The organism is Pseudomonas sp. 50_B, assembly GCF_017491625.1.
GTDB lineage: Bacteria > Pseudomonadota > Gammaproteobacteria > Pseudomonadales > Pseudomonadaceae > Aquipseudomonas > Aquipseudomonas danubii.
This window is the reverse complement of the sequence record NZ_JAFGYX010000001.1, coordinates 1-25119: the sequence shown is the minus strand read 5'-3', so window position 1 is coordinate 25119 and position 25119 is coordinate 1. Positions and strand designations below refer to the sequence as shown.

Annotated in this window: 23 protein-coding genes; 4 read left to right on the top strand and 19 right to left on the bottom strand. The window is 61.5% G+C overall.

The window, feature by feature from the left end; translation table 11 throughout:
* Positions 1-46: 46 nt before the first annotated feature.
* Entirely contained in the window at positions 47-1276 is a 1230-nt protein-coding gene (locus J5M73_RS00115; protein ID WP_102862506.1) for a spore maturation protein, read from the top strand.
* A gap of 64 nt (positions 1277-1340) precedes the next feature.
* Here J5M73_RS00115 and J5M73_RS00110 read toward each other — a convergent pair whose 3' ends face one another.
* From J5M73_RS00110 to J5M73_RS00070, 9 genes are all read right to left on the bottom strand, one after another.
* Positions 1341-1970 (bottom strand): ABC-type transport auxiliary lipoprotein family protein, encoded by a 630-nt coding sequence (locus J5M73_RS00110; protein ID WP_102862507.1) that lies wholly within the window; start codon positions 1968-1970, stop codon positions 1341-1343.
* Positions 1967-2905, bottom strand: coding sequence for an MlaD family protein (locus J5M73_RS00105; RefSeq protein WP_102862508.1), 939 nt, complete (start codon positions 2903-2905; stop codon positions 1967-1969). Before J5M73_RS00105 ends, J5M73_RS00110 begins: the two co-directional genes overlap by 4 nt.
* Before the next feature lies 1 nt (position 2906).
* Positions 2907-3710: an ATP-binding cassette domain-containing protein gene (locus J5M73_RS00100; protein ID WP_115581312.1), complete on the bottom strand. Its 804-nt coding sequence runs from the start codon at positions 3708-3710 to the stop codon at positions 2907-2909.
* Positions 3707-4855, bottom strand: a complete 1149-nt coding sequence (locus J5M73_RS00095) for an ABC transporter permease (RefSeq protein ID WP_102862510.1) — start codon at positions 4853-4855, stop codon at positions 3707-3709. The genes J5M73_RS00100 and J5M73_RS00095 overlap by 4 nt, the downstream gene beginning before the upstream one ends.
* Positions 4856-4909: 54 nt before the next feature.
* Complete coding sequence (locus J5M73_RS00090; protein WP_102862511.1) at positions 4910-5953, bottom strand: DUF5924 family protein; 1044 nt, start codon at positions 5951-5953, stop codon at positions 4910-4912.
* 94 nt (positions 5954-6047) lie between these two features.
* Positions 6048-7433, bottom strand: a complete 1386-nt coding sequence (locus J5M73_RS00085) for an insulinase family protein (RefSeq protein WP_207814891.1) — start codon at positions 7431-7433, stop codon at positions 6048-6050.
* A gap of 56 nt (positions 7434-7489) precedes the next feature.
* Positions 7490-9148 carry a Na/Pi cotransporter family protein gene (locus tag J5M73_RS00080; protein ID WP_102862513.1) on the bottom strand — a complete coding sequence of 553 codons (1659 nt, stop codon included), beginning with the start codon at positions 9146-9148 and terminating at the stop codon, positions 7490-7492.
* Between the two features lie 216 nt (positions 9149-9364).
* Positions 9365-10132, bottom strand: a complete 768-nt coding sequence (locus J5M73_RS00075) for a TerC family protein (RefSeq protein ID WP_102862514.1) — start codon at positions 10130-10132, stop codon at positions 9365-9367.
* Between the two features lie 67 nt (positions 10133-10199).
* Complete coding sequence (locus J5M73_RS00070; RefSeq protein WP_102862515.1) at positions 10200-11507, bottom strand: CitMHS family transporter; 1308 nt, start codon at positions 11505-11507, stop codon at positions 10200-10202.
* A gap of 316 nt (positions 11508-11823) precedes the next feature.
* On the opposite strand from J5M73_RS00070, the gene J5M73_RS00065 reads away from it, so the two are divergent.
* A complete protein-coding gene (locus tag J5M73_RS00065; protein WP_102862516.1) occupies positions 11824-12225 on the top strand; it encodes a GFA family protein in 402 nt (133 codons plus the stop codon).
* A gap of 23 nt (positions 12226-12248) precedes the next feature.
* Here J5M73_RS00065 and J5M73_RS00060 read toward each other — a convergent pair whose 3' ends face one another.
* The 10 genes from J5M73_RS00060 to J5M73_RS00015 form a co-directional block, all read right to left on the bottom strand.
* Entirely contained in the window at positions 12249-14210 is a 1962-nt protein-coding gene (locus tag J5M73_RS00060; protein WP_207814890.1) for a DUF4105 domain-containing protein, read from the bottom strand.
* Positions 14207-14527, bottom strand: coding sequence for a DUF2388 domain-containing protein (locus tag J5M73_RS00055; RefSeq protein WP_102862518.1), 321 nt, complete (start codon positions 14525-14527; stop codon positions 14207-14209). The genes J5M73_RS00060 and J5M73_RS00055 overlap by 4 nt, the downstream gene beginning before the upstream one ends.
* Before the next feature lie 27 nt (positions 14528-14554).
* Positions 14555-14863 carry a DUF2388 domain-containing protein gene (locus J5M73_RS00050; protein WP_102862519.1) on the bottom strand — a complete coding sequence of 103 codons (309 nt, stop codon included), beginning with the start codon at positions 14861-14863 and terminating at the stop codon, positions 14555-14557.
* A gap of 100 nt (positions 14864-14963) precedes the next feature.
* Positions 14964-15281: a DUF2388 domain-containing protein gene (locus J5M73_RS00045; protein WP_115581318.1), complete on the bottom strand. Its 318-nt coding sequence runs from the start codon at positions 15279-15281 to the stop codon at positions 14964-14966.
* A gap of 472 nt (positions 15282-15753) precedes the next feature.
* Positions 15754-15969: a DUF1127 domain-containing protein gene (locus J5M73_RS00040; protein ID WP_011058498.1), complete on the bottom strand. Its 216-nt coding sequence runs from the start codon at positions 15967-15969 to the stop codon at positions 15754-15756.
* 319 nt (positions 15970-16288) lie between these two features.
* Positions 16289-17782, bottom strand: a complete 1494-nt coding sequence (locus J5M73_RS00035) for an acetyl-CoA hydrolase/transferase family protein (RefSeq protein ID WP_102862521.1) — start codon at positions 17780-17782, stop codon at positions 16289-16291.
* Between the two features lie 179 nt (positions 17783-17961).
* Positions 17962-19398 carry an NAD(P)(+) transhydrogenase (Re/Si-specific) subunit beta gene (locus J5M73_RS00030; RefSeq protein WP_016963710.1) on the bottom strand — a complete coding sequence of 479 codons (1437 nt, stop codon included), beginning with the start codon at positions 19396-19398 and terminating at the stop codon, positions 17962-17964.
* Positions 19398-19721: an NAD(P) transhydrogenase subunit alpha gene (locus tag J5M73_RS00025; protein WP_005783507.1), complete on the bottom strand. Its 324-nt coding sequence runs from the start codon at positions 19719-19721 to the stop codon at positions 19398-19400. Before J5M73_RS00025 ends, J5M73_RS00030 begins: the two co-directional genes overlap by 1 nt.
* Positions 19722-19736: 15 nt before the next feature.
* Positions 19737-20858: a Re/Si-specific NAD(P)(+) transhydrogenase subunit alpha gene (locus J5M73_RS00020; RefSeq protein ID WP_102862522.1), complete on the bottom strand. Its 1122-nt coding sequence runs from the start codon at positions 20856-20858 to the stop codon at positions 19737-19739.
* Positions 20859-21309: 451 nt separating this feature from the next.
* On the bottom strand, positions 21310-22209 hold the full coding sequence (locus tag J5M73_RS00015; RefSeq protein ID WP_102862523.1) for a LysR family transcriptional regulator: 900 nt from the start codon (positions 22207-22209) through the stop codon (positions 21310-21312).
* A gap of 158 nt (positions 22210-22367) precedes the next feature.
* On the opposite strand from J5M73_RS00015, the gene J5M73_RS00010 reads away from it, so the two are divergent.
* Positions 22368-23549 (top strand): acyl-CoA dehydrogenase, encoded by a 1182-nt coding sequence (locus tag J5M73_RS00010; RefSeq protein WP_077933165.1) that lies wholly within the window; start codon positions 22368-22370, stop codon positions 23547-23549.
* Between the two features lie 13 nt (positions 23550-23562).
* Positions 23563-24783 (top strand): CaiB/BaiF CoA-transferase family protein, encoded by a 1221-nt coding sequence (locus tag J5M73_RS00005; RefSeq protein ID WP_102862524.1) that lies wholly within the window; start codon positions 23563-23565, stop codon positions 24781-24783.
* Positions 24784-25119: the final 336 nt, after the last annotated feature.

Below are 25119 nucleotides of genomic sequence, written 5' to 3'. Positions count from 1 at the left end.
TACGGGCCCCGCTATCATTCGCCGCATCTTCCGAGGGATATGACCGATGCTCAATGGCCTGTGGCTTGGCTTCTTTATCGTAGCGACCGTGTCCGCCCTGGCGCAGTGGCTGGTGGGCGGCAACGCCGGGATCTTTGCCGCCATGGTGGAAAGCATTTTCGCGATGGCCAAGCTGTCGGTGGAGGTGATGGTGCTGCTGTTCGGCACCCTGACCCTGTGGCTGGGCTTTCTGCGGATCGCCGAGAAGGCCGGCATCGTCGATTGGCTGGCCAAGATCCTGGGCCCGCTGTTCAAGCGCCTGATGCCGGAAGTGCCGCCTGGGCACCCGGCCCTGGGCCTGATCACCCTGAACTTCGCCGCCAACGGCCTGGGCCTGGATAACGCCGCCACGCCGATCGGCCTCAAGGCCATGCGCGCCCTGCAGGAACTCAACCCCAGCGCCACCACCGCCAGCAATGCGCAGATCCTGTTCCTGGTACTCAACGCTTCGTCCCTGACCCTGCTGCCGGTGACCATCTTCATGTACCGCGCCCAGCAAGGTGCGGCGGACCCGACCCTGGTGTTCCTGCCGATCCTCCTGGCCACCAGCGCCTCGACCCTGGTCGGCCTGCTGTCGGTGGCGGTGATGCAGCGCCTGCGTCTCTGGGACCCGGTGGTGCTGGCCTACCTGATTCCCGGGGCCCTGGCTCTGGGCGCCTTCATGGCGCTGCTGGCGACTCTGTCGGCCACGGCCCTGGCCTCCCTGTCGTCGATCCTCGGCAACCTCACCCTGTTCGGCCTGATCATGCTGTTCCTGGTGATCGGTGCGCTGCGCAAGGTCAAGGTCTACGAGGCCTTTGTCGAAGGGGCCAAGGAGGGTTTTGACGTCGCCAAGAACCTCTTGCCGTACCTGGTGGCCATGCTGTGCGCGATCGGCGTATTGCGGGCGTCCGGGGCCCTGGATTTCGGCCTCGACGGGATTCGTCATCTGGTGGCCTGGGCCGGCTGGGATACGCGCTTTGTCGACGCCCTGCCCACCGCCATGGTCAAGCCGTTCTCCGGCAGTGCCGCCCGGGCGATGCTCATCGAGACCATGAAGACCCAGGGTGTGGACAGTTTCCCTGCACTGGTGGCAGCGACCATCCAGGGCAGCACCGAGACCACCTTCTATGTGCTGGCGGTCTACTTCGGTGCGGTGGGTATCCAGCGGGTGCGGCACGCGGTGGGCTGTGCCTTGCTGGCGGAATTCGCCGGGGTGGTGGCGGCGATTGCGGTTTGCTACTGGTTCTTTGGTTGAGTTGACCGGCTCTTCGCTGGCAAGCCGGCTGCTACAAGCGGCCGTATTGCCGGCGACGGGCCGGTCATTGTTTCAGCGCCAGGTTGCCCTGCCCCACTGCCCAATCCACTACCTGCCGGCTCAGCGCATCGCTGGCCTGGCCAAACCCGGTCACGACTCCCGGCACCTGGGTCTGCTCCAGGGGCTGGCGTATTTCGAAGCGCCGGCTGGCGAGGATCTTCTGGTCATAACCTCGAATCAGCCGCGCATCCAGGCGGATCACCACCTGGACGGCGTTGCCCTGGTACTCGGTCTGAAAGGCTTGCAGGTCGCCGCCCAGGGCCAGGTCGGTCTGCAGGTTGCTGTCGTCGGTGCTCAACAACTGCACCCGGCCATCGCGCTGGAAGCCGTCCAGCAGGCGGTTGCGCAGCAGGATCGGTGCCGGGTCGCTCCAGCGCGAAGCCTTGTAGCTGCTGATCAGGTTGCCCTGGGGAATCACCGCGATGCGTGCGCTGTTCAGTGCATCGCCGGCCTGGGGCTTGAGCAACTGCAGCGACCACGACAGTGCCTTGCCCGTGGCGGTGGGCGTGCTCTGGCTCACCGGCAGCCGATAGATATCCAATGGCTCGCCCTTGGGCAGGATCGAACAGGCACTGGTCAGGGCCATGGCGGTCCCCAGGGCCAGTGGCGCCAGCAGATGACAGACAGGCTTCATGGCGTGAACTCCTTGTTCTTCTCGTTACCCAGCAAGTAACCGCCGGGGTTGGCTTCGAGGCGGCGGGTAATGGCTCGCAGCGAGCTCAGGGTCTCGCGCAGCTCGCGCACCGCCGGCGCCAGACCGTTGAGCCCTTGCATGCCATTGTTCAGCGAGTCCTGGTTGTCGCTCAGCAGTTTGTTCAGGGTGGCGCTGCTCTGCTCCAGGTTGCGCATGGCGTGCTCGGCGCTGCCGAACATCTGCTTGCCCTGGTCGTTGAGCAGGCCGTTGGCATTGCGCATCAGCGCGGTGGTCTGTTCCAGCATGGCGCTGGTCTGCTTGCTGATAGAGCCCAGTTGCTGCATCAGCTGGCGCAGGTCGTCACGTTGTCCGGCGATGCTGGCCGAGGTTTTCTGCAGGTTGTCCAGGGTGTTGCTGACCCGCTCCACGTTGTCCGGGGAAAACATGCTGTTGGCGTTGTGCAGCAGCAGGTTGACCCCGGTCATCAGGTCATTGCTGTTGTTCAGCAGGCGGGCAATGGGCGATGGCGAGGCGATGATGGTCGGCAAGTGGCCGTCCTTGCCCTTGAGGGGCGGGCTTTGCGGCGTGCCGCCGCTGAGCTGGATGATCGAGGTGCCGGTGATGCCGGTCAGGGCCAGCTTGGCCTGGGTGTCCTCCTTGATCGGGGTTTCACTGCCCAGGCGGATCTGCGCCAGTACCCGGCGCGGGTCCTTGGGGTCCAGGCGCAGGTTGACCACATCGCCGACCTTGATGCCGCTGTATTGCACGGCGCTACCCTTGGACAGGCCGCTGACCGCCTCATTGAAGACAATCTGATAGTCCTGGAAGGCGCTGTCGACGCTGGACTTGGCCAGCCACAGGCCGAACAGCAGGGCGCCGGCCACCACGATCACGGTGAACAGGCCGATCAGTACATGATGGGCTCGGGTTTCCATGTCATCCCTCGTTGGTCTGTGTAGCGGCCTGGTAGGCCGCGCGGCCGCGTGGGCCATGGAAGTATTGGTGAATCCATTCGTCCGGGGTTTCGGCGACCACATCGATGGCGTCCGCCACCAGTACCTTTTTCTGTGCCAGTACCGCCACCCGGTCGGTGATGGTGTAGAGGGTGTCCAGGTCGTGGGTGACCAGGAACACGCTCAGGCCCAGGGCATCGCGCAGGGTCAGGATCAGTTGGTCGAAGGCTGCCGCCCCCACCGGGTCGAGGCCGGCGGTGGGTTCGTCGAGAAACAGGATGTCCGGGTCCAGGGCCAGGGCACGGGCCAGTGCTGCGCGTTTGATCATGCCGCCAGAGAGCGAGGATGGGTATTTGTCGGCGGCCGACAAGGGCAACCCGGCCAGGGCCAGTTTCACTGCCGCCAGGTGTTCGGCGTCGCTGCGGGACAGGCCCGCATGCTCGATCAGTGGCAGGGCGACGTTCTCGGTCACTGTCAGCGAGGTGAACAGCGCGCCCTTCTGGAACAGCACGCCAAAGCGCCGCTCGATCAGGGAACGTTGCTTTTCCGGCAGGCTGGGCAGGTCCTGGCCGAAGACCCGCACCGAGCCGTCGCTGGGTTGGCGCAGGCCGACGATGCTGCGCAGCAGCACCGACTTGCCGCTACCTGAGCCGCCGACCACGCCGAGGATCTCGCCCTTGTACACGTCCAGGTCGAGATTTTCGTGCACGCTCTGCTTGCCGAAGCGGTTGCACAGGCCACGGACCTCGATCACCGCCTCGGCGGGCGGGCGCGTCGGGCGGCTCACCAGCCCATCTCCATGAAGAACAGCGCGGCCACGGCGTCGATGACGATCACCACGAAGATCGACTGCACCACGCTGGACGTGGTGTGGGCGCCCACCGATTCGGCACTGCCGCTGACCTTGAAGCCCTCCAGGCAGCCGATGGCGGCGATCAGGAAAGCGAAGATCGGCGCTTTGACCAGGCCCAGCAGAAAGTGCTTAACGCCAATGTCCGAGTGCAGCAGCGAAAGGAACATCGCCGGGGAAATATCCAGGGACAGGGCACAGACCACGGCGCCGCCGATGATCCCCGAGAGCATCGCCAGGAAGGTCAGCATCGGCAGCGCCACCAGCAGGGCCAGCACCCGGGGCAGCACCAGCAACTCCATCGGGTCCAGGCCCAGGGTGCGGATGGCGTCGATCTCTTCGTTGGCCTTCATCGAGCCGATCTGCGCGGTGAAGGCGCTGGCGGTGCGTCCGGCCATGAGGATCGCGGTCAGCAGCACGCCAAATTCCCGCAGGAAGGAAAACGCCACCAGGTCGACGGTAAAGATGCTGGCGCCGAAGTTGGCCAGCACTGTGGCCCCGAGAAAGGCCACCACCGCCCCCACCAGGAAGGTCAGCAGGGCGACGATGGGCGCGGCATCGAGGCCGGTCTGCTCGATATGCGCCACCACCGGGGTGATGCGCCAGCGCTTGGGGTGCAGCAGGCCCCGGGCCAGGGTTTCGAGGATCAGGCCGATAAAGCCCAGGACCTTCAGGGTGTCCTGCCAGACGGTGTAGACCGCACTGCCAATGCGTGAGAGCAGTTGCACGCTGACGGCAATCTCCGGTTCCTTGACCGGTACACAAAAATCGTTGAGCGAGCTGTAGACCGTATGCAGCAATGCGCGGTCGGCGGTGGACAGGGTGCAATCAGGGTGTTCGGCGGATCGCCCCAGGCGTTCGGCCCCCAGGAGTTCTACCAGCAGCGAGGCCCCCGCGGTGTCCAGGGCTCCCAGGCCGTTGAGGTCGACGTGGGTGCTGCTGTCGTAGTGGCCGTTGAGGCTCTGGCAGAGGCGCTTGAGGTCGCTGTAGTGGGCCAGCGTCCAGTCTCCGCCGATGCGCAGTTGCGCCGGAGAGTGGGCGTTGTCCAGTTGAGCGGTGCCGGGCGTCATGCGGGTATTCATAAGCTCCGAGCTTGTGGGGCGATTGCGCAGTGCTACGTAATAGCACGATCCCCGTTACTTTGCCTCGCCGCTCTTGGCTGGATCTTGATCTGGGTCGGTGATCTCGAAGCGCAGCACACCAATCACCTGTCCGTCCTCGGTGATCACCCGCACTTGCCATTTTCCCGCCGGGTTGCCGGGGAAATTCTGCTTGTGGGACCAGGCGCGGTAGCCCTCCTTGCGTCCGCCGTGAATATCCAGGGCGATGCGATCCACTTCGCTGCCGTTGAACTTCCAGACGTGATAGATGCGCTCGTCCAGGCCCCTGGGGGCGTTGATCGCGGTGTAGGCGTACAAACCGCTGCTGCGTACCTGGCTGGCACTCACCTGTTCCAGGCTGTCCCCGGGCGTGCGGTCCTGGAGTTGGGTGCTGATGGCGTCCTCGGTCAGCCACAGGGTGGCCGGCGGCACCCAGGAGCGCAGCAGCCAGCCGGTGCTGCCAATGGCCAGGGTGATACACAGCACCGCCAGTGCGCTGCGCACGCTGCGGATCGGCAGGATCGACGCCAGGCTCGGGAAGGACAGGAGCATGGCGATGCCCAGGGCCAGCTTGAAGCTCTGGGCCGTGGTCAGGTGCAGGATCAGCGGCAGGGCCGTGAGCAAGGCGGCGAACAGGGTCAGGGTGTGCAAGGCGAGGAACAGCCAGCGCCGCGGCGCCAGCCACTTGTAGTACAGCGGGTCGGTGATGGAAATCAGCGCCGCTGCCCCCAGCAGCCCGGTGAATACCAGTTGGCCGCTGTTCCAGCTGGTGGTGATGAAGAAGAACGGCAGGACGAAGAACAGACTTTCCTGGTGGATCATTTGTGTCGCGTAGCGCAGCAGCGGTTGTGGGATCTCGCGCTTGAAGACCTTGGTGAACAGTTGGGTCAGGCTGTTTTCCAGCATCAGCCAGACCCAGCTCACCAACAGGATCACGGCGATCCACGAGGCCAGGCTCTGTTGCCGGTCCACCAGGATGAAGCTGCCGACTCCGGAGATGAAACCGCCGAGCGCAATGACCCCCGGGTAGCGCTTCATCAGTTCCAGAACGCGCTGAATAGAGTGGGTCAGGTTAGGCATCGGGCGGGGTCACAGTCTTGGCAGGAAAAAACCGTGACAGGATACCTGTTGGCCGCGGCCTGTGGCGAGGGAGCAGGCTCCCTCGCCACACCGGCTAGTGGGTGCGCCGGCGGTACAGCAGGTAGCCGCCCAGGCTGCCGAAGACGATCAGGGCCAGCAGGCCGCCGGTCAGCCAGAGCAGTTGCTCGTCCCCCAACAGGGGTTTTTCGATTCGCAAATAGCCCGGCTGTTGCAGCAATTGCCTCAGTGCCAGGTTGGCCTGCTTCAGGCTCACCACCCGCAGGCGCTTGGCCGGGTCGCTGAAGCGGCCGTTGTCGAAGTCGCCGAGGGCACTCCAGTAGTAATCCGCCAAGGCGCTGTTGCCCTGTACTGCCCAAGCCTGGCGATCGATGGCGGCCTGCTTCAGGCGCTCGAAAGTCGCAGGGTCCAGACCGTCCTTGAGCAGTTTGGCCTTGAGCTGCTCGACCACCTGTCGGGCCTGGGGCAGGTCATCGCGTTCGAGGTCGGCATTGAGGCTGAGAAAACCGACGCCGCCAAACACTTCACGGTCGCTCCAGGGGCCGTAGGACAGCTCATGCTCCAGGCGCAACTGACGGTATAACGCCCAATCCAGATAGTCCTTGAGCAGGTCGAAGGTCTCGTCGTGCTGCTGCTCCAGCAGGGGTTCGGGAAACAGCCAGTGCAATTGTGCGCTCTGCCCTACCCAGCCATGGATCAAGTTGCGCTCGGCGGCGGCCGTGCCCTGGATCTGTGGCAGCTCGCGGTGCTCGCTGGGCTCTATCGGCTCGAGTGCGCCGTAGGTGCGCTCCAGATAAGCCGGCAGCAGGCGATCCAGTTCGCCGACGACGATCAGGGTCATGTTGTTCGGGGCGTACCAGTCTTTGCGCACTTGCTCCAGCTGGGCCAGGGTCAAGTGCCCGACTTCGGCGCGCTCGGCGCATTTGAGCCCCAGTTCCACCGCCAGCTGGTTGCCGGCCTTGTGGCCCAGGTCCTGGCGGTCGAGCCAGCGTTGCAGGTGCGAGTAATGGCCGCCGTCTTCGCGCTCCACCACCTGTTTGGCGGCGGCCACGGCTTGGTCGTCAAGGCGGGTCCGGGTCAGCAGCGACAGCAGCAGGTCGAGGACCTTGCGCTGGTTTCTCGCCGGGGCCTCGATGACGAAAGTGGTATCGGCATTGCTGGTGTAGGCATTCCATTCGCCACCCAGGGCTTGCATGCGTTCTTCCAGGCCGCCTTCGCCGCTGGCGTCGATGCCGCTGAACAGCAAGTGTTCAAGCAGGTGCGGCAGTTCCTTGTCGGCACAGGCGAAATCGTCCAGGCCTACGCCCACCACCAGGCGGATCGCCACATGGCCGCGTTCGCTGCCGGGCTTGAGCAGCAGTTGCAGGCCGTTGGGCAGGGTGTAGCCTTCGACCTGGAAACGATCCAGGGCCCATCCTTGTGCACTGCCCAGCAACAGGCAGGCGAATAACAGACAACGCATAACAAGCTTCCTTACGGCGTGCGTAAGTTTTAGAGACTTCAGATCACTCTGGACGTTCAGGGTGAATGGGTGATGTCAGCCATGTTCTCGATTTCCAGCGCCCCGGTGTCCGAGGTTTCCAGGACCACGTAGGCGCTGCTGCAGAACAGCGAGTTGAGACGCTTCATGTCGGCGATCAGTTCCAGGTGCAGGGAGCTGGTCTCGATGCTCTGGACAATCTTGCGCTGCAGCCGGCTGACGTGGGCGTGGGCCAGGCGCCGTTCCTGGGCGCGGAAGCGGCGTTTCTCCCGCAGCAATTGACGGGCGCTTTCCGGGTCGGCGCTGAGAAATACCGAGAGTCCCAGGCGCAGGTTGGCGATCAGTTGCGCGTGCAGTCCGGTCAGCTCTTCCAGACCCACTTCGGAGAAGGAGCGGCGTTGCGACGTCTTCTGCTGCTGGACCTTGCGCAGCATGCGTTCAATCAGGTCGCTGGCCAGCTTGAGGTTGATCGCCAGTTCGATGATCTCCGCCCAGCGCCGGCTGTCCTGCTCGCTGAGGTCTTCCCGGGGCATTTGCGCCAGGTACAGCTTGATGGCGCTGTACAGCGCTTCTACATCCTCGCTCAGGGCGCGCATTTCCTGGGTAATGGCGGTCTGCTTGCCACGCAGCACATCGCGCATGGCTTCCAGCATATTGTCGATCAGGTCGCCGATGCGCAGGGTTTCCCGGGCGGCGTTGGCCAGGGCCAGGCTCGGGGTGACCAAGGCAGTGGGATCGAGGTGCCGTGGTCGTGCACGGCCGTTGTCCTGGGGGCGCTCGGGCATCAGCCAGGCACAGAATCGGGCCATGGGGCCGACAGTGGGCAGCAGCAACAGGCAGCGGACGGTGTTGTACAACAGGTGGAAGCCGATCACCACTTCCTGCGGGCTGAAGTCCAGGCTGTCCATCCAGTGGGCCAGCGGGTCGAGCACCGGAATGATCAGCAGCAGGCCGATCAGCTTGTACAGCAGGCTGCCCAGCGCCACCTGGCGTCCGGCGGTGTTCTGCATGCTGGTGCTGAGGAAGGCCAGCACCCCGCTGCCGATGTTGGCGCCGATCACCAGGCCGATGGCCACCGGCAGGCCGATCACCCCGGCCCCGGCCAGGGTGGCGGTCAGCAGCACCGCCGCCAGGCTGGAGTAGGACACCATGGCGAACACCGCGCCCATCAGCGCATCCAGGAGGATGTCGCCGGTGAGTGAGGCGAACAGCACCTTCACCCCTTGGGCGTGGGTAATCGGCGCTGCGGCTTCGACGATCAGTTGCAGGGCCAGGATGATCAGGCCCAGGCCGATGCCGACCCGGCCCAGTTGGCCGGCGCGAGTCTGTTTGCGCGACAGAAAGAAAATCACCCCGAGGAAGATCAGCAACGGTGACAGCCAGGACAGGTCGAAAGTCAGCACCCGAGCCATCAATGCGGTACCGACATCGGCCCCCAGCATGGTGGCCAGCGCCGGGGTCAGGGTCATCAGGCCCTGGCCGACAAAGGAGGTCACCAGCATCGCCGTGGCGTTGCTGCTCTGGACCATGGCGGTTACCAGGATGCCGGCGACGAAGGCCAGCGGTCGCCTGGCCATGTTCTGCCCGATTACGTGGCGCAGGTTGGAGCCGTAGACCCGCAGGATGCCGGTACGGACGATGTGCGTGCCCCAGATCAGCAGGGCCACGGCGGAAAGCAGATTGAGCAGGGTCAGCATGAGAGGGCCCCCCTGGGGTGAAGAGCCCCAAGCGGGGCCAGTGGACGTTGTTGCGCGAGGTTCTACGTTATGTATTTAAGCTGTAGTTGGCTAACGCACAGGACGCCAGCATCGCATAGCTAAACCGGCGATTGAAACAAAACTGTCATGAAAACAGCTGCCTGCAGCCGTGAAAAAGGGGCTCGTAAGCCCCTTTTTCTGTAGCGCGTTGGCGGTTTACTGACCAGGAATGTCCTTGCGCAGTTTCACCGGGTCCTGCTGTTTTTTCTTCTTCGCGATGGCGGTGCGCATCTTGATGTTGATGGCTTCCACCGCCAGGGAGAAGGCCATGGCGAAGTAGACGTAGCCTTTTGGTACGTGCACTTCGAAGGCCTCGGCGATCAGTACGGTACCGACCACCAGCAGGAACGACAGCGCGAGCATCTTCAGCGACGGGTGCTTGTCGATGAATTCGCTGATGGCGCCGGCCGCCAGCATCATCACCAGGACCGCGACAATGATCGCCGCCACCATGACCGGCACATGGGACACCATGCCCACTGCGGTGATGACCGAGTCCAGGGAGAAGACGATGTCGATGATGGCGATCTGGATGATGGTGTAGATGAAGTTGCCGCCCTTGCCTTTGGGTTCATCCAGGGTTTCGTCTTCACCTTCCAGTGCGTGGTACATCTCCTGGGAGCTTTTCCACAGCAGGAACAGGCCGCCGAAGAACAGGATCAGGTCCCGCCCGGAAATGCCTTGGCCGAAGACCACGAACAGATCGGCCGTAAGGCGCATGACCCAGGTGATCGACAGCAGCAACAGAATCCGCGTGACCATGGCCAGGGCCAGGCCGAAGATCCGGGTGCGCGCCTGCATGTGCTTGGGCATGCGGCTGACCAGGATCGAAATCATGATGATGTTGTCGATGCCCAGGACGATTTCCAGGGCGGTCAAGGTAAAGAAGGCAACCCAGATTTCCGGGTTGGTCAGCCATTCCATGTGTATTCCTTTGAGCGGTTGTTATGGCCCGGGCCGGGAAGCCGGCCCGAGCGAAGAATCATTGCTTTTATAGCGTGCTGAACAGCGGAAAAATCCCCATCAGCAGAGCGGCGAACATTATGCACAGACAGACCAGCACTGCCCACTTGAGGGTGAAGCGCTGGTGATCGCCGAACTCGATGCCAGCCAGGGCCACCAACAGATAGGTCGAGGGTACCAGCGGGCTGAGCAAGTGCACCGGTTGGCCGACGATCGACGCCCGGGCCATTTCCACCGCCGTGATGCCGTAATGACTGGCGGCTTCTGCCAGCACTGGCAATACGCCGTAGTAGAAGGCGTCGTTGGACATGAAGAAGGTGAACGGCATGCTCACCAGCGCGGTGATCACTGCGAGATAGGGCCCCAGGGCTTCAGGGATCACTGCCAGCAGGCTCTTGGACATGGCGTCGACCATGCCGGTACCGGACAGGATGCCGGTGAAGATACCGGCAGCAAAGATCAGCCCGACCACTGCCAGCACGCTGCCGGCGTGGGCCGCGACCCGGTCCTTCTGCTGCTGCAGGCAGGGGTAGTTGACGATCATGGCAATACTGAAGGCCACCATGAACAGCACGGGCAATGGCAGCAGCCCGGCGATCAGCGCGCACATCAGGGCGAAGGTCAGGGCACCGTTGAACCAGATCAGCTTCGGACGACGGGCGTCTGGGTACTGCGAGACGCTGATTTCACTGTGATCCATCTCATCGCCTGCCAGGTGCAGTTCGCCCAGGCGTGCACGCTCACGTTTGCCGTACAGATAGGCGATCGCCAGGATCGCCACCACGCCGGCCAGCATGGCTGGGATCATCGGCACGAAAATGTCCGACGGGTCCACGTGCAAAGCGCTGGCGGCGCGGGCGGTCGGGCCGCCCCAGGGGGTCATGTTCATCACCCCGCCGGCGAGGATGATCAGGCCCGCCATGATCCGCGGGCTCATGCCAATGCGGCTGTACAACGGCAGCATGGCGGCCACGCAGATCATGTAGGTGGTGGCGCCGTCACCGTCCAGGGACACCACCAGGGCCAGCACGGCGGTGCCGACCGAGACCTTCAGCGGGTCGCCCTTGACCAGCTTGAGGATCTTGCGCACCGCCGGGTCGAACAGGCCGGAGTCGATCATCAGGGCGAAATACAGAATGGCGAACATCAGCATCACGCCGGTGGGCGCCAGCTTGGTGATGCCTTCAAGCATCATGGGACCGATCTTCGGTGCGAAACCGCCGAACAGGGCGAACAGGATCGGCACGATGATCAGGGCGATCAGCGCGGACAGGCGCTTGGTCATGATCAGGAACATGAACGTGATGACCATGGCAAAGCCAAGGAAAGTCAGCATGGGAATACTCCAGGCGTAGCGCGGCTAGGGAATGGCGAACCGGGTGGGATCAGCGCAGAACGGCAAGCACGAGGCGTACGGGAGGAGTCGAAGCGAACAGGCGGGTACGAGCGGACATCAGAATCACCATTGTTGTTAATAGGGCCGGGAGCGCCAGAAACGCCCGCTGTGGCCAACCGGTCTTTTGCCGGTAGTGGAGGCGATCCTAATCGGGGAAGCTTTCAGCCAGCTTTCGGCATTGAAAGGAAACGGTGGATGTTGCGGCAGGCGACCAGCGGCATAAAGTGACGGGCATGGGCCAAAAAGAGGAATGCACATGAGTGAGTTGCACACCGGCGGCTGCCACTGCGGGCGGCTGCGCTACCAGTTCAGCGGGCCACTGCGGGATATCGCCCACTGTCATTGCTCGATCTGCCGCCGGGTCAGCGGCGGTCTGGTGACCACCTGGATCACTTTGCCCGCCCGGGCTTTCAAGTGGCTGGAAGGCGTTCCCGCGCGCTACGACTCATCTGCAAGTTGTGCGCGCTATTTCTGCGCTGACTGTGGTGCTCACTTGGCACTGGTTACCCACCTGAGCCCGGACAGCATCGATGTCACCATTGCCACTCTGGATCACCCGGAACGGGCGCCTGCGGACCGGCATATCTGGACCGACAGCCGGCTACCCTGGCTGCACCTGGACGAGCAACTGCCGGAAGAACCCGAGGAAACTCTGTAGGAACCGGCTTGCCGGCGAAGCTTTCAAGGTAGCTCCAACCCACCCGCGGCCTTGTGCAGAGCCCGCAGATGCTCGCCCACCTGTTTCAGGTTGGCCTCGTTGGCGGCGATCTCGGCGGCCCGGGCTGGTTCGAGCAACGCCCGTACTTCCTTGTCCAGTTCGCCGGTCAGCGATTGCAGCTGTTTCTGCCGCTCGCTGCTTTCGGACTCCAGGCGCTGCCATTCACCGGGCTGGGGCAAGCCATAGCCGCTGCTGCCCAGCAGTTCCGCCGGTCGGCTGAGAAAGCCGCTGTTGGCGAGAATTTCCTGCAGGGTCTTGTTGGCTTTTTCCATGCCGCCATTCTTCAGTTCCCGGGCGCCCAGGTAGCGCTGCTTGACCTCGTCCTGAGCCAGCAACAGTTGCCGGCGATAGCTGGCCTGCTCCAGGAGCAGCAAGGCCGCGCTGGTTCGCAGGTCGGCCCGGTCGAACCACTGGCGGCGTTGCGCAGCGCTCAATGACAGCCAGTCTTCGACGCTGGCCTGTTTGATCGGCAGGTGCTTTTTGATCACTTCGAACATGGCCTGGTAGCGGTCGCGGAAGGAGTCGAAGCGATAGCCCAGGCGCAGCGCTTCCCGGGGATCGTCGAGCACGCTGGTGTCCGCCAGTCCCCTGCCCTTGAGCACTTCCAGCAAGCCGTTGGGCATGATGCTGTCGAGGCCGATCAGTTGTTTGTTGTTGCTGCCGCTGCGCAGCAGCTTGAGGCTCTCCACTGCGCAGTTGTTGGACAGGAAGTAATAGTTGCCGTCGTAGCTCCAGTGCATCTCGGCGGCGTGCTCCACCACTTCCTCGATCTCGCTGCGTGACAGCTTCAAGGGCACGGATGCCAGGCTGCGCAGTTCGGTCTTGGTGTATTCATCGATGACTTGCGACAGCGGCAGGACGAACAACCGCGAAGGGTACTTGCCCACCAGGCCATCCCAACTGGACAGCTGTACATCGCCGACAAAGGCGCGGTAGGACAGCACCAGGTGTTGGTCCAGGTCCAGGCGGCAATCCGGGCCTCGGGGGCGGCCCGGAGCACAGATCACCAGGCGCAGCATGCTGTGGCCCCAGCGGCTGACCCAGTTCTGGTTGGCCTCGGCCAGCAGGTAGTCCACCGCGTAGACCCGTTGCGGGTCGACCTTGCCCAGGGGCGTCTTGGCGAAGTCGTTTCCGGCGTTGAGGAAGGCAAAGGACTGGGCACAATTGTCCTTGGCGGCAGGGGCCCAGGCGAAATGTTCCTGGTAGTAGCGATACAGCGCCGGGCGGCGGCAGGCGTAGCTCGGATCGAGGAGGAAATACTCCATGTTCACCGCTACGAACTCTTTCGGGTTGGTGATCTCGTAGAGGTCCGGACTGCGGGCAACCTGCCGGTTGTGCTGTTCCCGCTCTCCGCGGCGACCGACATATTGCGGCCAGCCGGCCAGGTCCAGCAGCCGCGGGTCGTCGCTGAGGGTAAAGCGGCGATCGTTCTGGCCCCGGCACTCATCCGGCAGGCCGATCAGGCCGGAAGTACCGGTCTTGCGGGTGCAGCGCTGGATCAGGCTGCGTTCGGCGCTGGGCCATAAACGCGCACGATCATAAATGTGGGTCAGTTCATGAAGTACGGTAGCGAGCAGTTCCCGGCGCACGGTGCCATGGGGGCGACTGGTCTTCTGCGTCGCAGCCGAGCCATCGGCCAGGTTGGGCAACAGGGCACGATTGAGGTCCAGTTCCGCAACCAGGGATGCCGCGCCATAGGCATTGTCGGGCATCTGGTCGGTCCAGCCGACATCAATGGTGCGATCCAGTTGCTGGATGAAACGCGGCGGCAGTGCCTGCATCGCTTCATCCAGCAGCGCCTGGCTGGCGCGTTGTTGCGCCGGGCTCAAACCATCGGTCTTGAGGCGCAATTGCAGGTCGGCTTGGGCGGTGCCACAGAGCAGCCCCAGGGTCCCGGCCAGCAGCCAGGCGAAAACTGGCTTCACAGAGCGAGGATAGCTTCGGCGAGGACCTGATCGCTGGCGTTACGGGCTTCCGGCAATTGGGTGCGCAGTGCCGTGAAGGCGGCTTCCAGTTGTGCGCCACGGATATCGCCATTGCTGGCGACAAAGCTGGCGGCATCGTCATGGGCTTCGCGCACGACTTTGGAGTCACGGATCGAGGTGGTGGTGTCCGAGGTGAAATCGATCGTGCGGCCAGAGGCGCGGACGATGATATTACTGGTGGCCACCAGGGTTTGTGCCTGGGCCACGTCGGCCAACAACAGCAGGCCAAGGGTGGCGGCAATCAGCGGGCTACGCATGGAACGACTCCGGAATAACAGGGATGGCTATTGGACGAGAATTGCCTGCGCCAGTTCAAGGTCGCTGGCATGAAGTTTTGCCTGGTGTTGCCGCAGATACTTCAGTGCGGACTCCAGGCGTGCCCCACGCAGTTGGCCGTCGGTCGCAATGAAGGCGGCGGCGTCATCCTGGGCGGCGAGCAGCAGTTTATGGTCGAAGGGCGCCGAGGTCACCTGGCTTGTAGCGTAAGCCGTGATGACCGAGCTCTGGGTCGTCAGGTCAAATGCCTGCACCGAGGAGGCCCAACAGACAGCGATCAATAGTGGAGCGAAAAGCGAAATTCGGAACAAACCCAATAGTCTCGACAGCTGAAAACCAGCGCCAAGGCTAGCGCAATGGCCCGGGCAGGGCCAGTGCAGAGGGTTTCAGGTGCGTACACGCACCTGTAGCGGCAGGTCAGATCGCCAGGATTGCCTGAGCCAGTTGTGTATCAGTGGCCTGCAGTTGAGGGGCTTGTTGGCGGATGTGGGCGAAGGCACTTTCCAGTTTTACCCCGCGAATTGCGCCGTCGGTGGCGACGAAGCTGGCGGCGTCATCCCGGGCAGCGCGGACAATCTTGTTGTCGCGCAGGGAGGAGGTGACGTCGGAAGTTGCATCGGTCGTGGCCTTGAGGGCGCCGACAATGGCATCAGTGGTCACGATCAGGCTGGTGGCGTGGGCATTGGTAGCCAGGGCCAGCAGTGCGGCAGTGCTGAGCAGGCGAAGACGGGACATGGGTAGCTCCTGTGAATGAACAGACAATTTAAGGGCGCTGAGTGAGACGCCGGGCAGCCACTGCGAGGTGCTGTGTCTGATGGATCTGACGCAACTCGGAAGAAAGTCGTTACGTCACTTCAGATATTAGGCTGAGCTGTTCTATTCGCACAGATCTGTGTCAGGGGTGGAGGCTGCCGCCCATGAATTCATGACGCCGTCCTCGTCGAGACGTCGAACGATTGGCTTGCAGCATCAAGCTATTGGGTTTCTCGGCGAAGAGACAGATAGGCTAGGGCTTTAACTGTACCTATTATTTTTTGTTTCGGTATAACTGTACCTGTCGTTGTCTGATGCAGACGATCCTTCACCTCAGAACGTTTGCCATCGGCCCAGAACGACAAAACCCGTCGCAGTTTCCTGCGACGGGTTTTGTGTGTGCAATTCGGGGTGCTGGCGGTGGACCCGGAGGGTCAGGGCCAGCGACGCTGAGTTAGCGCCAGAACGGCTTGCTCAGCTCTTCGTAGCGTTGTGCTTCGCTGATCCCGGCATCGGCCAGCAGACGCGAATCCAGACGAGCCAGTTGATGGCGGCTGGAGATGCGGCGCTGCCACAGCATCAGGTTGGCAATAACGCGCAGAGGCAGGGAAGCCTGGGTTTTTTCAGCTTTGTCTTCGAAGAACAGTTCGGAACTGAGTGTACGTTCCATGGTTGACATCCTTCCGCTTGTGGCGGGATCAGGTAGTGGTTTAACTGGTGCCCATGATCCTCTTCCCGCGCAAGACTCTGTAGATACAGTTCACCTGTATTGTGAAGGACCAGTTAACTGTTTATAGAGGCTGTACTGTTCGTAAATGGCGCAACTGTACCTGTCAGCACCTTTTTGGTGCGTTTAGGCGGTTTTTGATTGGAAGTTAACGGTTTTAGGCGAGGAAAAGACCGGTACAGCAGTACAGTTTTTGTCGAGCTTTGGTGGGGAGCTGGCGAGCTGACGAAACTGTGTTTGCGTCAGCTGCCAACTGTATCAATCACTCGGCGAGCATTTTCCCGGTTTCTTCCAGATTGATGTGCCAGCTCAGGGCATCACGCAGTATGTGTGGTGTGTGACCACCCAGGGCGCAGGCCTTGGTGAAGTAGTCATTCAGCGCGTCGCGGTAGGACGGATGCACACAGTTGTCGATGATCACCCGGGCCCGCTCACGCGGCGCCAGGCCACGCAAGTCTGCCAGGCCGATCTCGGTCACCAGGATGTCGACGTCATGCTCGGTGTGGTCCACGTGGCTGACCATGGGCACCACGCTGGAAATCGCCCCGCCCTTGGCAATCGACTTGGTGACGAAGATCGCCAGGTGCGCGTTGCGAGCGAAGTCGCCGGAGCCGCCGATGCCGTTCATCATCCGCGTGCCGCAGACGTGGGTGGAGTTGACGTTGCCGTAGATGTCGAACTCCAGAGCGGTGTTGATGCCGATGATGCCCAGGCGGCGCACCACTTCCGGGTGGTTGGAGATCTCCTGGGGGCGCAGAACCAGCTTGTCCTTGTAGCGTTCCAGATTGCCGAACACGTCGGCGTTGCGCCGGCTCGACAGGGTGATGGAACTGCCCGAGGCGAAGCTGAGCTTGCCGGCGTCGATCAGGTCGAAGGTCGAGTCCTGCAGCACCTCGGAGTACATGGTCAGGTTCTCGAACGGCGACTCGATCAGGCCGCACATCACCGCGTTGGCGATGTTGCCGATGCCCGCCTGCAGCGGGCCGAGCTTGTTGCTCATGCGTCCGGCATCCACTTCCTGCTTGAGGAAGTCGATCAGGTGATTGGCGATGCCTTGTGTTTCGCTGTCCGGAGTGGAGACGGTGGATGGCGAATCGGCCTGATTGGTGATGACAATGGCGACGATCTTTTCCGCAGGAATCGGAATGGCCGTGCTGCCGATGCGATCATCGACTTTGACCAGGGGAATAGGCGTGCGGGTCGGGCGATAAGTCGGGATGTAGATGTCGTGCAGGCCTTCCAGGTTTGGGTTGTGCGCCAGATTGATCTCGACGATCACCTGCTTGGCGAAGATCGCAAAGCTGGCGGAGTTGCCCACCGAAGTGGTCGGCACGATATGGCCCTGCTCAGTGATGGCGACAGCCTCGATCACTGCAATGTCCGGCAGCTTGAGCTGCTGGTTGCGCAGTTGCTCGACGGTTTCCGACAAGTGCTGGTCGATGAACATCACTTCGCCGGCGTTGATCGCCTTGCGCAGGGTGCTGTCCACCTGGAACGGCATGCGCCGGGCCAGGACGCCGGCTTCGGTGAGTTGCTTGTCCAGGTCGTTGCCCAGGCTGGCACCGGTCATGAGGCTGATTTTCAGCGGGGTCACTTTGGCCCGTTCGGCCAGGGCATGGGGCACGGCCTTGGCTTCACCGGCGCGGGTGAAGCCGCTCATGCCGACGGTCATGCCGTCCTCAATCAGGGCGGCAGCGTCGGCGGCGCTCATCACCTTATCCAACAACGAAGGCAAGCGGATACGATCACGGTACATGGATTGTTATCTCGGGCAACGGAAGCAAGAAGCGCAGTCTAGTGATTTCAAAAAAAAACGCCCCGCGACAAAGGTCGAATGAAAGGCCCTGATCTAGAGCCTTCTGTCGGCTTTATGGTGTAAATAAAAAACCCCAGCCTACTAAAGGCTGAGGTTTGGGTTATTGCGCTACAGCAGCTTTATTCGACGGCTTTGACCATGTCTTCGATGACCTTCTTGGCGTCGCCGAAGACCATCATGGTCTTGTCCAGGTAAAACAGTTCGTTGTCCAGGCCGGCATAACCACTGGCCATGGAGCGCTTGTTGACGATGATGGTCTTGGCCTTGAAAGCCTCGAGGATCGGCATGCCGGCGATCGGCGATTTCGGATCGTTCTTCGCCGCCGGGTTGACCACGTCGTTGGCACCCAGGACCAGCACCACGTCGGCCTGGCCGAACTCGGAGTTGATGTCTTCCATCTCGAACACCTGGTCGTAAGGCACTTCGGCTTCGGCCAGCAATACGTTCATGTGGCCGGGCATGCGCCCTGCTACCGGGTGGATCGCGTACTTCACGGTCACGCCGCGGTGGGTCAGCTTCTCGGTCAGCTCTTTCAGCGCGTGCTGGGCCCGCGCTACCGCCAGGCCGTAGCCGGGAACGATGATCACGGTGTCCGCGTTGGTCAGCAGGAAGGTCGCATCGTCAGCCGAGCCGGATTTCACCGGACGGGCTTCCTGTGCACCGGCCGGGCCGCCCGCATCGGCGCTGTTGCCGAAACCGCCCAGCAGCACGTTGAAGAACGAACGGTTCATCGCCTTGCACATGATGTACGAAAGGATCGCGCCGCTGGAGCCCACCAGGGAGCCGGCGATGATCAGCATCGAGTTGTTCAGGGAGAAACCGATCCCCGCCGCTGCCCAGCCCGAATAGCTGTTGAGCATCGATACCACCACTGGCATGTCGGCGCCGCCGATCGGGATGATGATCAGCACACCCATGACGAAGGCCAGGGCCAGCATGAGGGCAAAGGCGCCCAGGTTGCCGGTGGCCATGAAGGTCACGCCCAGGCCGAGGGTGGCCAGGCCCAGCACCAGGTTGAGTTTGTGCTGGCCGGCGAACTGTACCGGTGCGCCCTGGAACAGGCGGAACTTGTACTTGCCCGACAGCTTGCCGAAGGCGATCACCGAGCCGGAGAAAGTGATGGCACCGATGGCCGCGCCGAGGAACAGTTCCAGGCGGTTACCAGCGGGGATCGCATCGCCCAGGTGTTTGACGATGCCCAGAGACTGCGGTTCGACCACGGCGGCAATGGCGATGAACACCGCGGCCAGACCGATCATGCTGTGCATGAAGGCCACCAGCTCCGGCATCTTGGTCATCTCGACGCGCTTGGCCATGATCGAACCGGCGGTGCCGCCGATCAGCAGGCCCACGATAACGTAGCCGATGCCGGCGGTGGCCAGTTCTGCGCCGAGCTTATAGATGAGGCCAATGGTGGTCAGTACCGCCAGGGCCATGCCCAGCATGCCGAACAGGTTGCCGCGTCGGGACGTGGTCGGGTGCGAAAGCCCCTTGAGCGCCTGGATAAAGCACACCGACGCAATCAGATAGAGGGTTGTTACCAGGTTCATACTCATTACTTCTGCACCTCTTCTTTCACGGCTTTGGGCGCTTTCTTCTTGAACATTTCCAACATGCGGCGGGTCACCAGGAAGCCACCGAACACGTTGACCGCGGCCAGGGCAACGGCCAGGGTGCCCATGGTCTTGCCCAGCGGGGTCACGGTCAGGGCGGCAGCCAGCATGGCGCCGACGATGACGATGGCGGAAATGGCGTTGGTCACCGCCATCAGCGGCGTATGCAGTGCGGGTGTGACGTTCCAGACCACGTGGTAACCGACATAGATCGCCAGCACGAAGATGATCAGGTTGTAGATACCGGGGGAGATAAGCTCTTCCATCGTCTGAATCCCTGCTTAGGCGTTTTTGCGGATGACTTGGCCGTCGCGGCACATCAGGCACGCGGCGACGATGTCGTCTTCGAGGTTGACTTCGAACTGCCCTTCTTTAGTGAAGACAAGCTTCAGGAAGTCCAGCAGGTTGCGGGCGTACAGCGCCGAGGCATCTGCAGCTACCGCGCCGGCCAGGTTGGTCGGGCCGACGATGGTTACACCGTTTTCGACCACGACCTGATCCGCTACGGTCAGCGGGCAGTTGCCGCCCTGTGCTGCTGCCAGGTCGATGACCACCGAGCCGGGTTTCATCTGGGCGACGGTCTCGGCGCTCAGCAGCGTCGGTGCCTTGCGACCTGGGATCAGCGCGGTGGTGATGACGATATCGGACTGCTTTGCACGCTCGTGGACCGCCTGGGCCTGGCGCTGCATCCAGCTGGCCGGCATGGGACGGGCGTAGCCACCGACACCTACAGCGCACTCGCGCTCTTCGTCGGTCTCGTAAGGCACGTCGACGAACTTGGCCCCCAGGGACTCGATCTGCTCCTTCACCGCTGGGCGCACGTCCGATGCCTCGATCACAGCGCCCAGGCGCTTGGCCGTGGCGATGGCCTGCAGCCCTGCTACACCGGCGCCGAGGATCAGTACGCGGGCTGCTTTGACGGTGCCAGCGGCGGTCATCAGCATTGGCATGAAGCGCGGATAGTAGTGGGCGGCCAGCAGCACAGCCTTGTAGCCGGCAATGTTGGCCTGGGACGACAACACGTCCAGGCTCTGGGCCCGGGAAGTGCGTGGTGCCGCCTCGAGGGCGAAGGCAGTAATGCCACGTTCGGCCAGCTTGGCGATGGTTTCATTGCTGAACGGATTGAGCATGCCCACCAACACGGTGCCGCTCTTGATCAGAGCCAGCTCGCTGTCACTGGGGGCCACTACCTTGAGGATCAGTTCGGCGCCAAAGGCATCGTTGGCGTTGCCAATGGTTGCCCCTGCCGCTTCATAGGCACTGTCGACCACGCTGGCGTTAATGCCGGCGCCGCTTTGCACAGTGACTTTATGACCCTGGCCGATCAGCTTCTTGATGGTTTCCGGGGTTGCAGCAACCCGTGTTTCACCCGTCTGGGTTTCGAGAGGAACACCAATGTGCACGTCAAATCTCCTGCTTGATCTTATTGCTTTCGATCTTTCTTAGAAGGCCAGCGCACTGAGGAGGGTGCGGCTGGGGCGGCCGATCAGCACGATCCCGCTGAAATCACAGCGGGGCGCGGCATTTTGCAGGCGAACTTTGAGGCCTTCAAGGGATTCTGACTAGTGACGGAAAATTAACTACAAGTCACCCCGTGACCGAATGTCGCAACGTACAGACTTAAACCCTTGTAAGCCGCGCCTTTCAAGGCTTTAGACATGAAATTAAGATTTTTCTCATCGGTGGTGTGAATAGTCTTACATCGCCTCTAAATAAACCCTACAAGCCGCGTGGTTAGGCGCTTGTAGAACGATTGTTCAAGGTGTCGGTACAGTCTGTCTAAATGCGACAAATAGTTATATCTGTAGGGCTTTTAATTAGTTGACTACGGGGTCAGCTATTGGCGTGTAGCCTTTATTTTCCAAGGTTGTAGCTGTTCGCCTGGTTTACTAGCCAGTCGCGAAATGCCCGTAAAGAGGCTGATTCAACCTTGCGCTCAGGAATCATCAGGTAGTACGCCTTGATGCTCGTGAGTGCTTGAGGGTTGGCAATCACCAGGCGTTTTTCCGCCAGTTCGCGCTGAATGAGAAAGGCTGGAATCAGGGCGATGCCCATGTCGTGCATGGCTGCCTGGGCGAGCATGGAGAATAGCTCGTAGCGTGGCCCTGTCATGTCGCGGGGGATGCTCATTTGTTGTGAGTTGAACCACTGTCGCCAGGCGTAGGGACGTGTGGTCTGCTGCAACAGGGGCAGCTCGGCAATGGTTTCGGCATTCAGTTGCTGGTGGTTGCCCAGTATGGTCGGGCTGCACACCGGCACTGGATGCTCGCCCATCAGGCGATGGGACTGAGTGCCGGACCAGTCGGCGTCACCGAAGTAGATGGCCGCGTCGAAGGAGGTGTCGGCGAAGAGGAAGGGGCGTGTGCGGTTGGTCAGGTTGACGGTGACTTCGGGGTGTTGTTTCTGGAAGTCCTTGAGGCGTGGTAGCAGCCATTGAGTGCCGAAGGTCGGTACCACTGCCAGTTCGATGACATTGGCGCCTTGCTGACCCATCACGGAAAGGGTGTCGCGCTCTACGGCATCCAGTTGAGTTGCGATCCGTCGACTGTAGGAAAGGCCGGCTTCAGTCAGTTTGACCCCCCGCCGCGAGCGTCGGAAGAGTTCTACGCTGAGGAACTCCTCTAGGCTGGCGATCTGTCGGCAGACGGCGCCCTGGGTCAGGGAAAGCTCCTGCGCCGCCTTGGTAAAGCTCTCGTGACGGGCGGCGGCCTCGAAGCTGATCAGGGCGGCGGTACTGGGGATCTTTCTGCGCATGTACGGCTATCTCACTAATGGTGGCTGTAGATGGCACTTTTTGCCGTCACGAAGTGAGAAATTAGCACAACAGTATGCAAAATCCTCGTTTGCCGGGAGGCTCCTGCTGGGCCTAGGATCAGCCCACGATAGTTGACCTACTTCACGAGGATTCACTCATGGGCGGCAAAGCAAGCTTCAACTGGATCGATCCCCTTCTGCTGGACCAGCAACTGACTGAAGAAGAGCGCATGGTCCGCGACAGTGCCGAGCAGTTCGCTCAGGACAAGCTGGCACCACGGGTTCTGGAAGCTTTCCGCCATGAAAAGACCGACCCGGCCATCTTCCGTGAAATGGGTGAAGTCGGCCTCCTGGGCGCGACCATTCCCGAGCAGTACGGCGGCAGTGGCCTGAACTATGTGTGCTATGGCCTGATCGCTCGTGAAGTGGAGCGCGTGGACTCGGGTTACCGCTCCATGATGAGTGTGCAGTCGTCCCTGGTGATGGTGCCGATCAACGAGTTCGGCACCGAAGCGCAAAAGCAGAAGTACCTGCCGAAATTGGCCTCTGGCGAGTGGATTGGCTGCTTTGGTCTGACCGAGCCGAACCATGGCTCTGACCCGGGCGCGATGATTACTCGTGCGCGCAAGGTCGAAGGTGGCTACAGCCTGACCGGTAGCAAGATGTGGATCACCAACAGTCCGATCGCGGATGTGTTTGTGGTCTGGGCCAAGGATGACGCTGGTGATATCCGTGGCTTCGTTCTGGAGAAAGGATGGAAAGGTCTGAGCGCTCCAGCCATTCATGGCAAGGTGGGCCTGCGGGCGTCGATCACTGGCGAGATCGTCATGGATAACGTTTTTGTCCCGGAAGAGAACATCTTCCCGGATGTGCGTGGTCTGAAAGGTCCTTTCACTTGCTTGAACTCGGCACGCTACGGCATCTCCTGGGGCGCGCTTGGCGCGGCGGAATTCTGCTGGCACACCGCGCGTCAATACACCCTTGATCGTCAGCAGTTCGGTCGTCCTCTGGCCGCGACTCAGTTGATCCAGAAAAAGCTGGCAGACATGCAGACCGAAATTACTCTCGCCCTTCAGGGCTGCCTGCGTCTGGGGCGGATGAAGGATGAAGGGACCGCGGCGGTGGAGATCACCTCGATCATGAAGCGCAACTCCTGCGGCAAGTCTCTGGATATCGCGCGGATGGCTCGTGACATGTTGGGTGGCAACGGTATCTCCGATGAGTTTGGTATCGCCCGTCACCTGGTGAACCTGGAGGTGGTCAATACCTACGAAGGCACTCACGACGTGCATGCGCTGATTCTCGGGCGTGCACAAACCGGTATCCAGGCGTTCTATTAATAGGAGGGCGACCATGGGCGCGTTATCGCATCTGCGGGTACTGGATTTATCGCGGGTACTGGCCGGGCCTTGGTCCGGGCAGATCCTTGCGGACCTGGGGGCCGAGGTCATCAAGGTTGAGCGTCCGGGCAATGGTGACGATACACGCGCCTGGGGGCCGCCCTTCCTTAAAGATGCTTATGGCGAGAACACCACGGAGGCTGCTTATTACCTGTCGGCCAACCGTAACAAGCAGTCAGTGACCATCGATTTCACTCGTCCCGAGGGGCAGCAGTTGGTGCGTGAGCTGGCTGCCAAGTCGGACATTGTCATCGAGAACTTCAAGGTTGGTGGGCTGGCTGCATATGGCTTGGACTATGAATCGCTCAAGGCAATCAATCCGAGACTGATCTATTGCTCGATCACCGGGTTTGGTCAGACCGGTCCCTATGCCAAGCGGGCGGGTTATGACTTCATGATTCAGGGATTGGGTGGGCTGATGAGCCTGACCGGACGCCCTGAGGGGGATGAGGGTGCTGGGCCGGTGAAGGTCGGTGTAGCGTTGACCGATATTCTGACCGGGCTGTACTCGACGGTGGCGATTCTGGCGGCCTTGGCTCATCGGGATCAGGGCGGCGGCGGCCAGCACATAGATATGGCGTTGCTGGATGTACAGGTGGCCTGTCTGGCTAATCAGGCCATGAACTATCTGACCACGGGAGTTGCTCCCAAGCGCTTGGGCAATGCGCACCCTAATATAGTGCCTTATCAGGATTTTCCGACCGCGGACGGAGACTTTATCCTCACCGTGGGTAATGACGGGCAGTTTCGTAAGTTTGCTGAGGTAGCGGGTCAGCCGCAGTGGGCAGATGATCCTCGGTTTGCTACTAACAAGCTGCGGGTGGCTAATCGGGCGCTGTTGATTCCATTGATTCGCCAGGCGACGGTATTCAAGACTACTGCTGAGTGGGTAAGTCAGTTGGAGAAGGCAGGAGTGCCGTGTGGGCCGATTAATGATCTGGCCCAGGTATTTGCCGATCCGCAGGTTGTGTTTCGTGGGCTGGCTGTTGAGCTGCCCCATGCGTTGGCGGGGGCTGTGCCTCAGGTCGCCAGCCCGATTCGCCTCTCCGAGACGCCCGTGGAGTACCGTAATGCCCCTCCTCTATTGGGTGAGCACACTGCGCAGGTCCTGCAGCGAGTATTGGGAATGCAGGTCGAGGCTGTTGAGGCTTTGACGCGTTCGGGAGTGCTGTAAGGCTTCTCTTCTATATAGAGGGGCGTAATGCCCCTCTATGCGGCTAGCCAAAACCCTCTTCTGAGGGTGTTTTTGAGTTTATTCATAGAAAATGCAAATTAAGTGTTGACGGCAGATTCTACAGGTCTATAATTCGCCCCACTTCCGGCGCAGTCGAAACGGAAAACTCCTTGAGATTCAACGAGTTACGCGGTTTTCGGCAGCGGTTGCGCTTCAGTTCATCGAAGCCAGAAGCAGTTGGTAAGGCAGTGTGTTTTCGCCTTATTAACGATTCGATCCTCTCGGTCGAAAGCGGTTAAAAAGAGGTGTTGACAGCAGCGTGTAACGCTGTAGAAT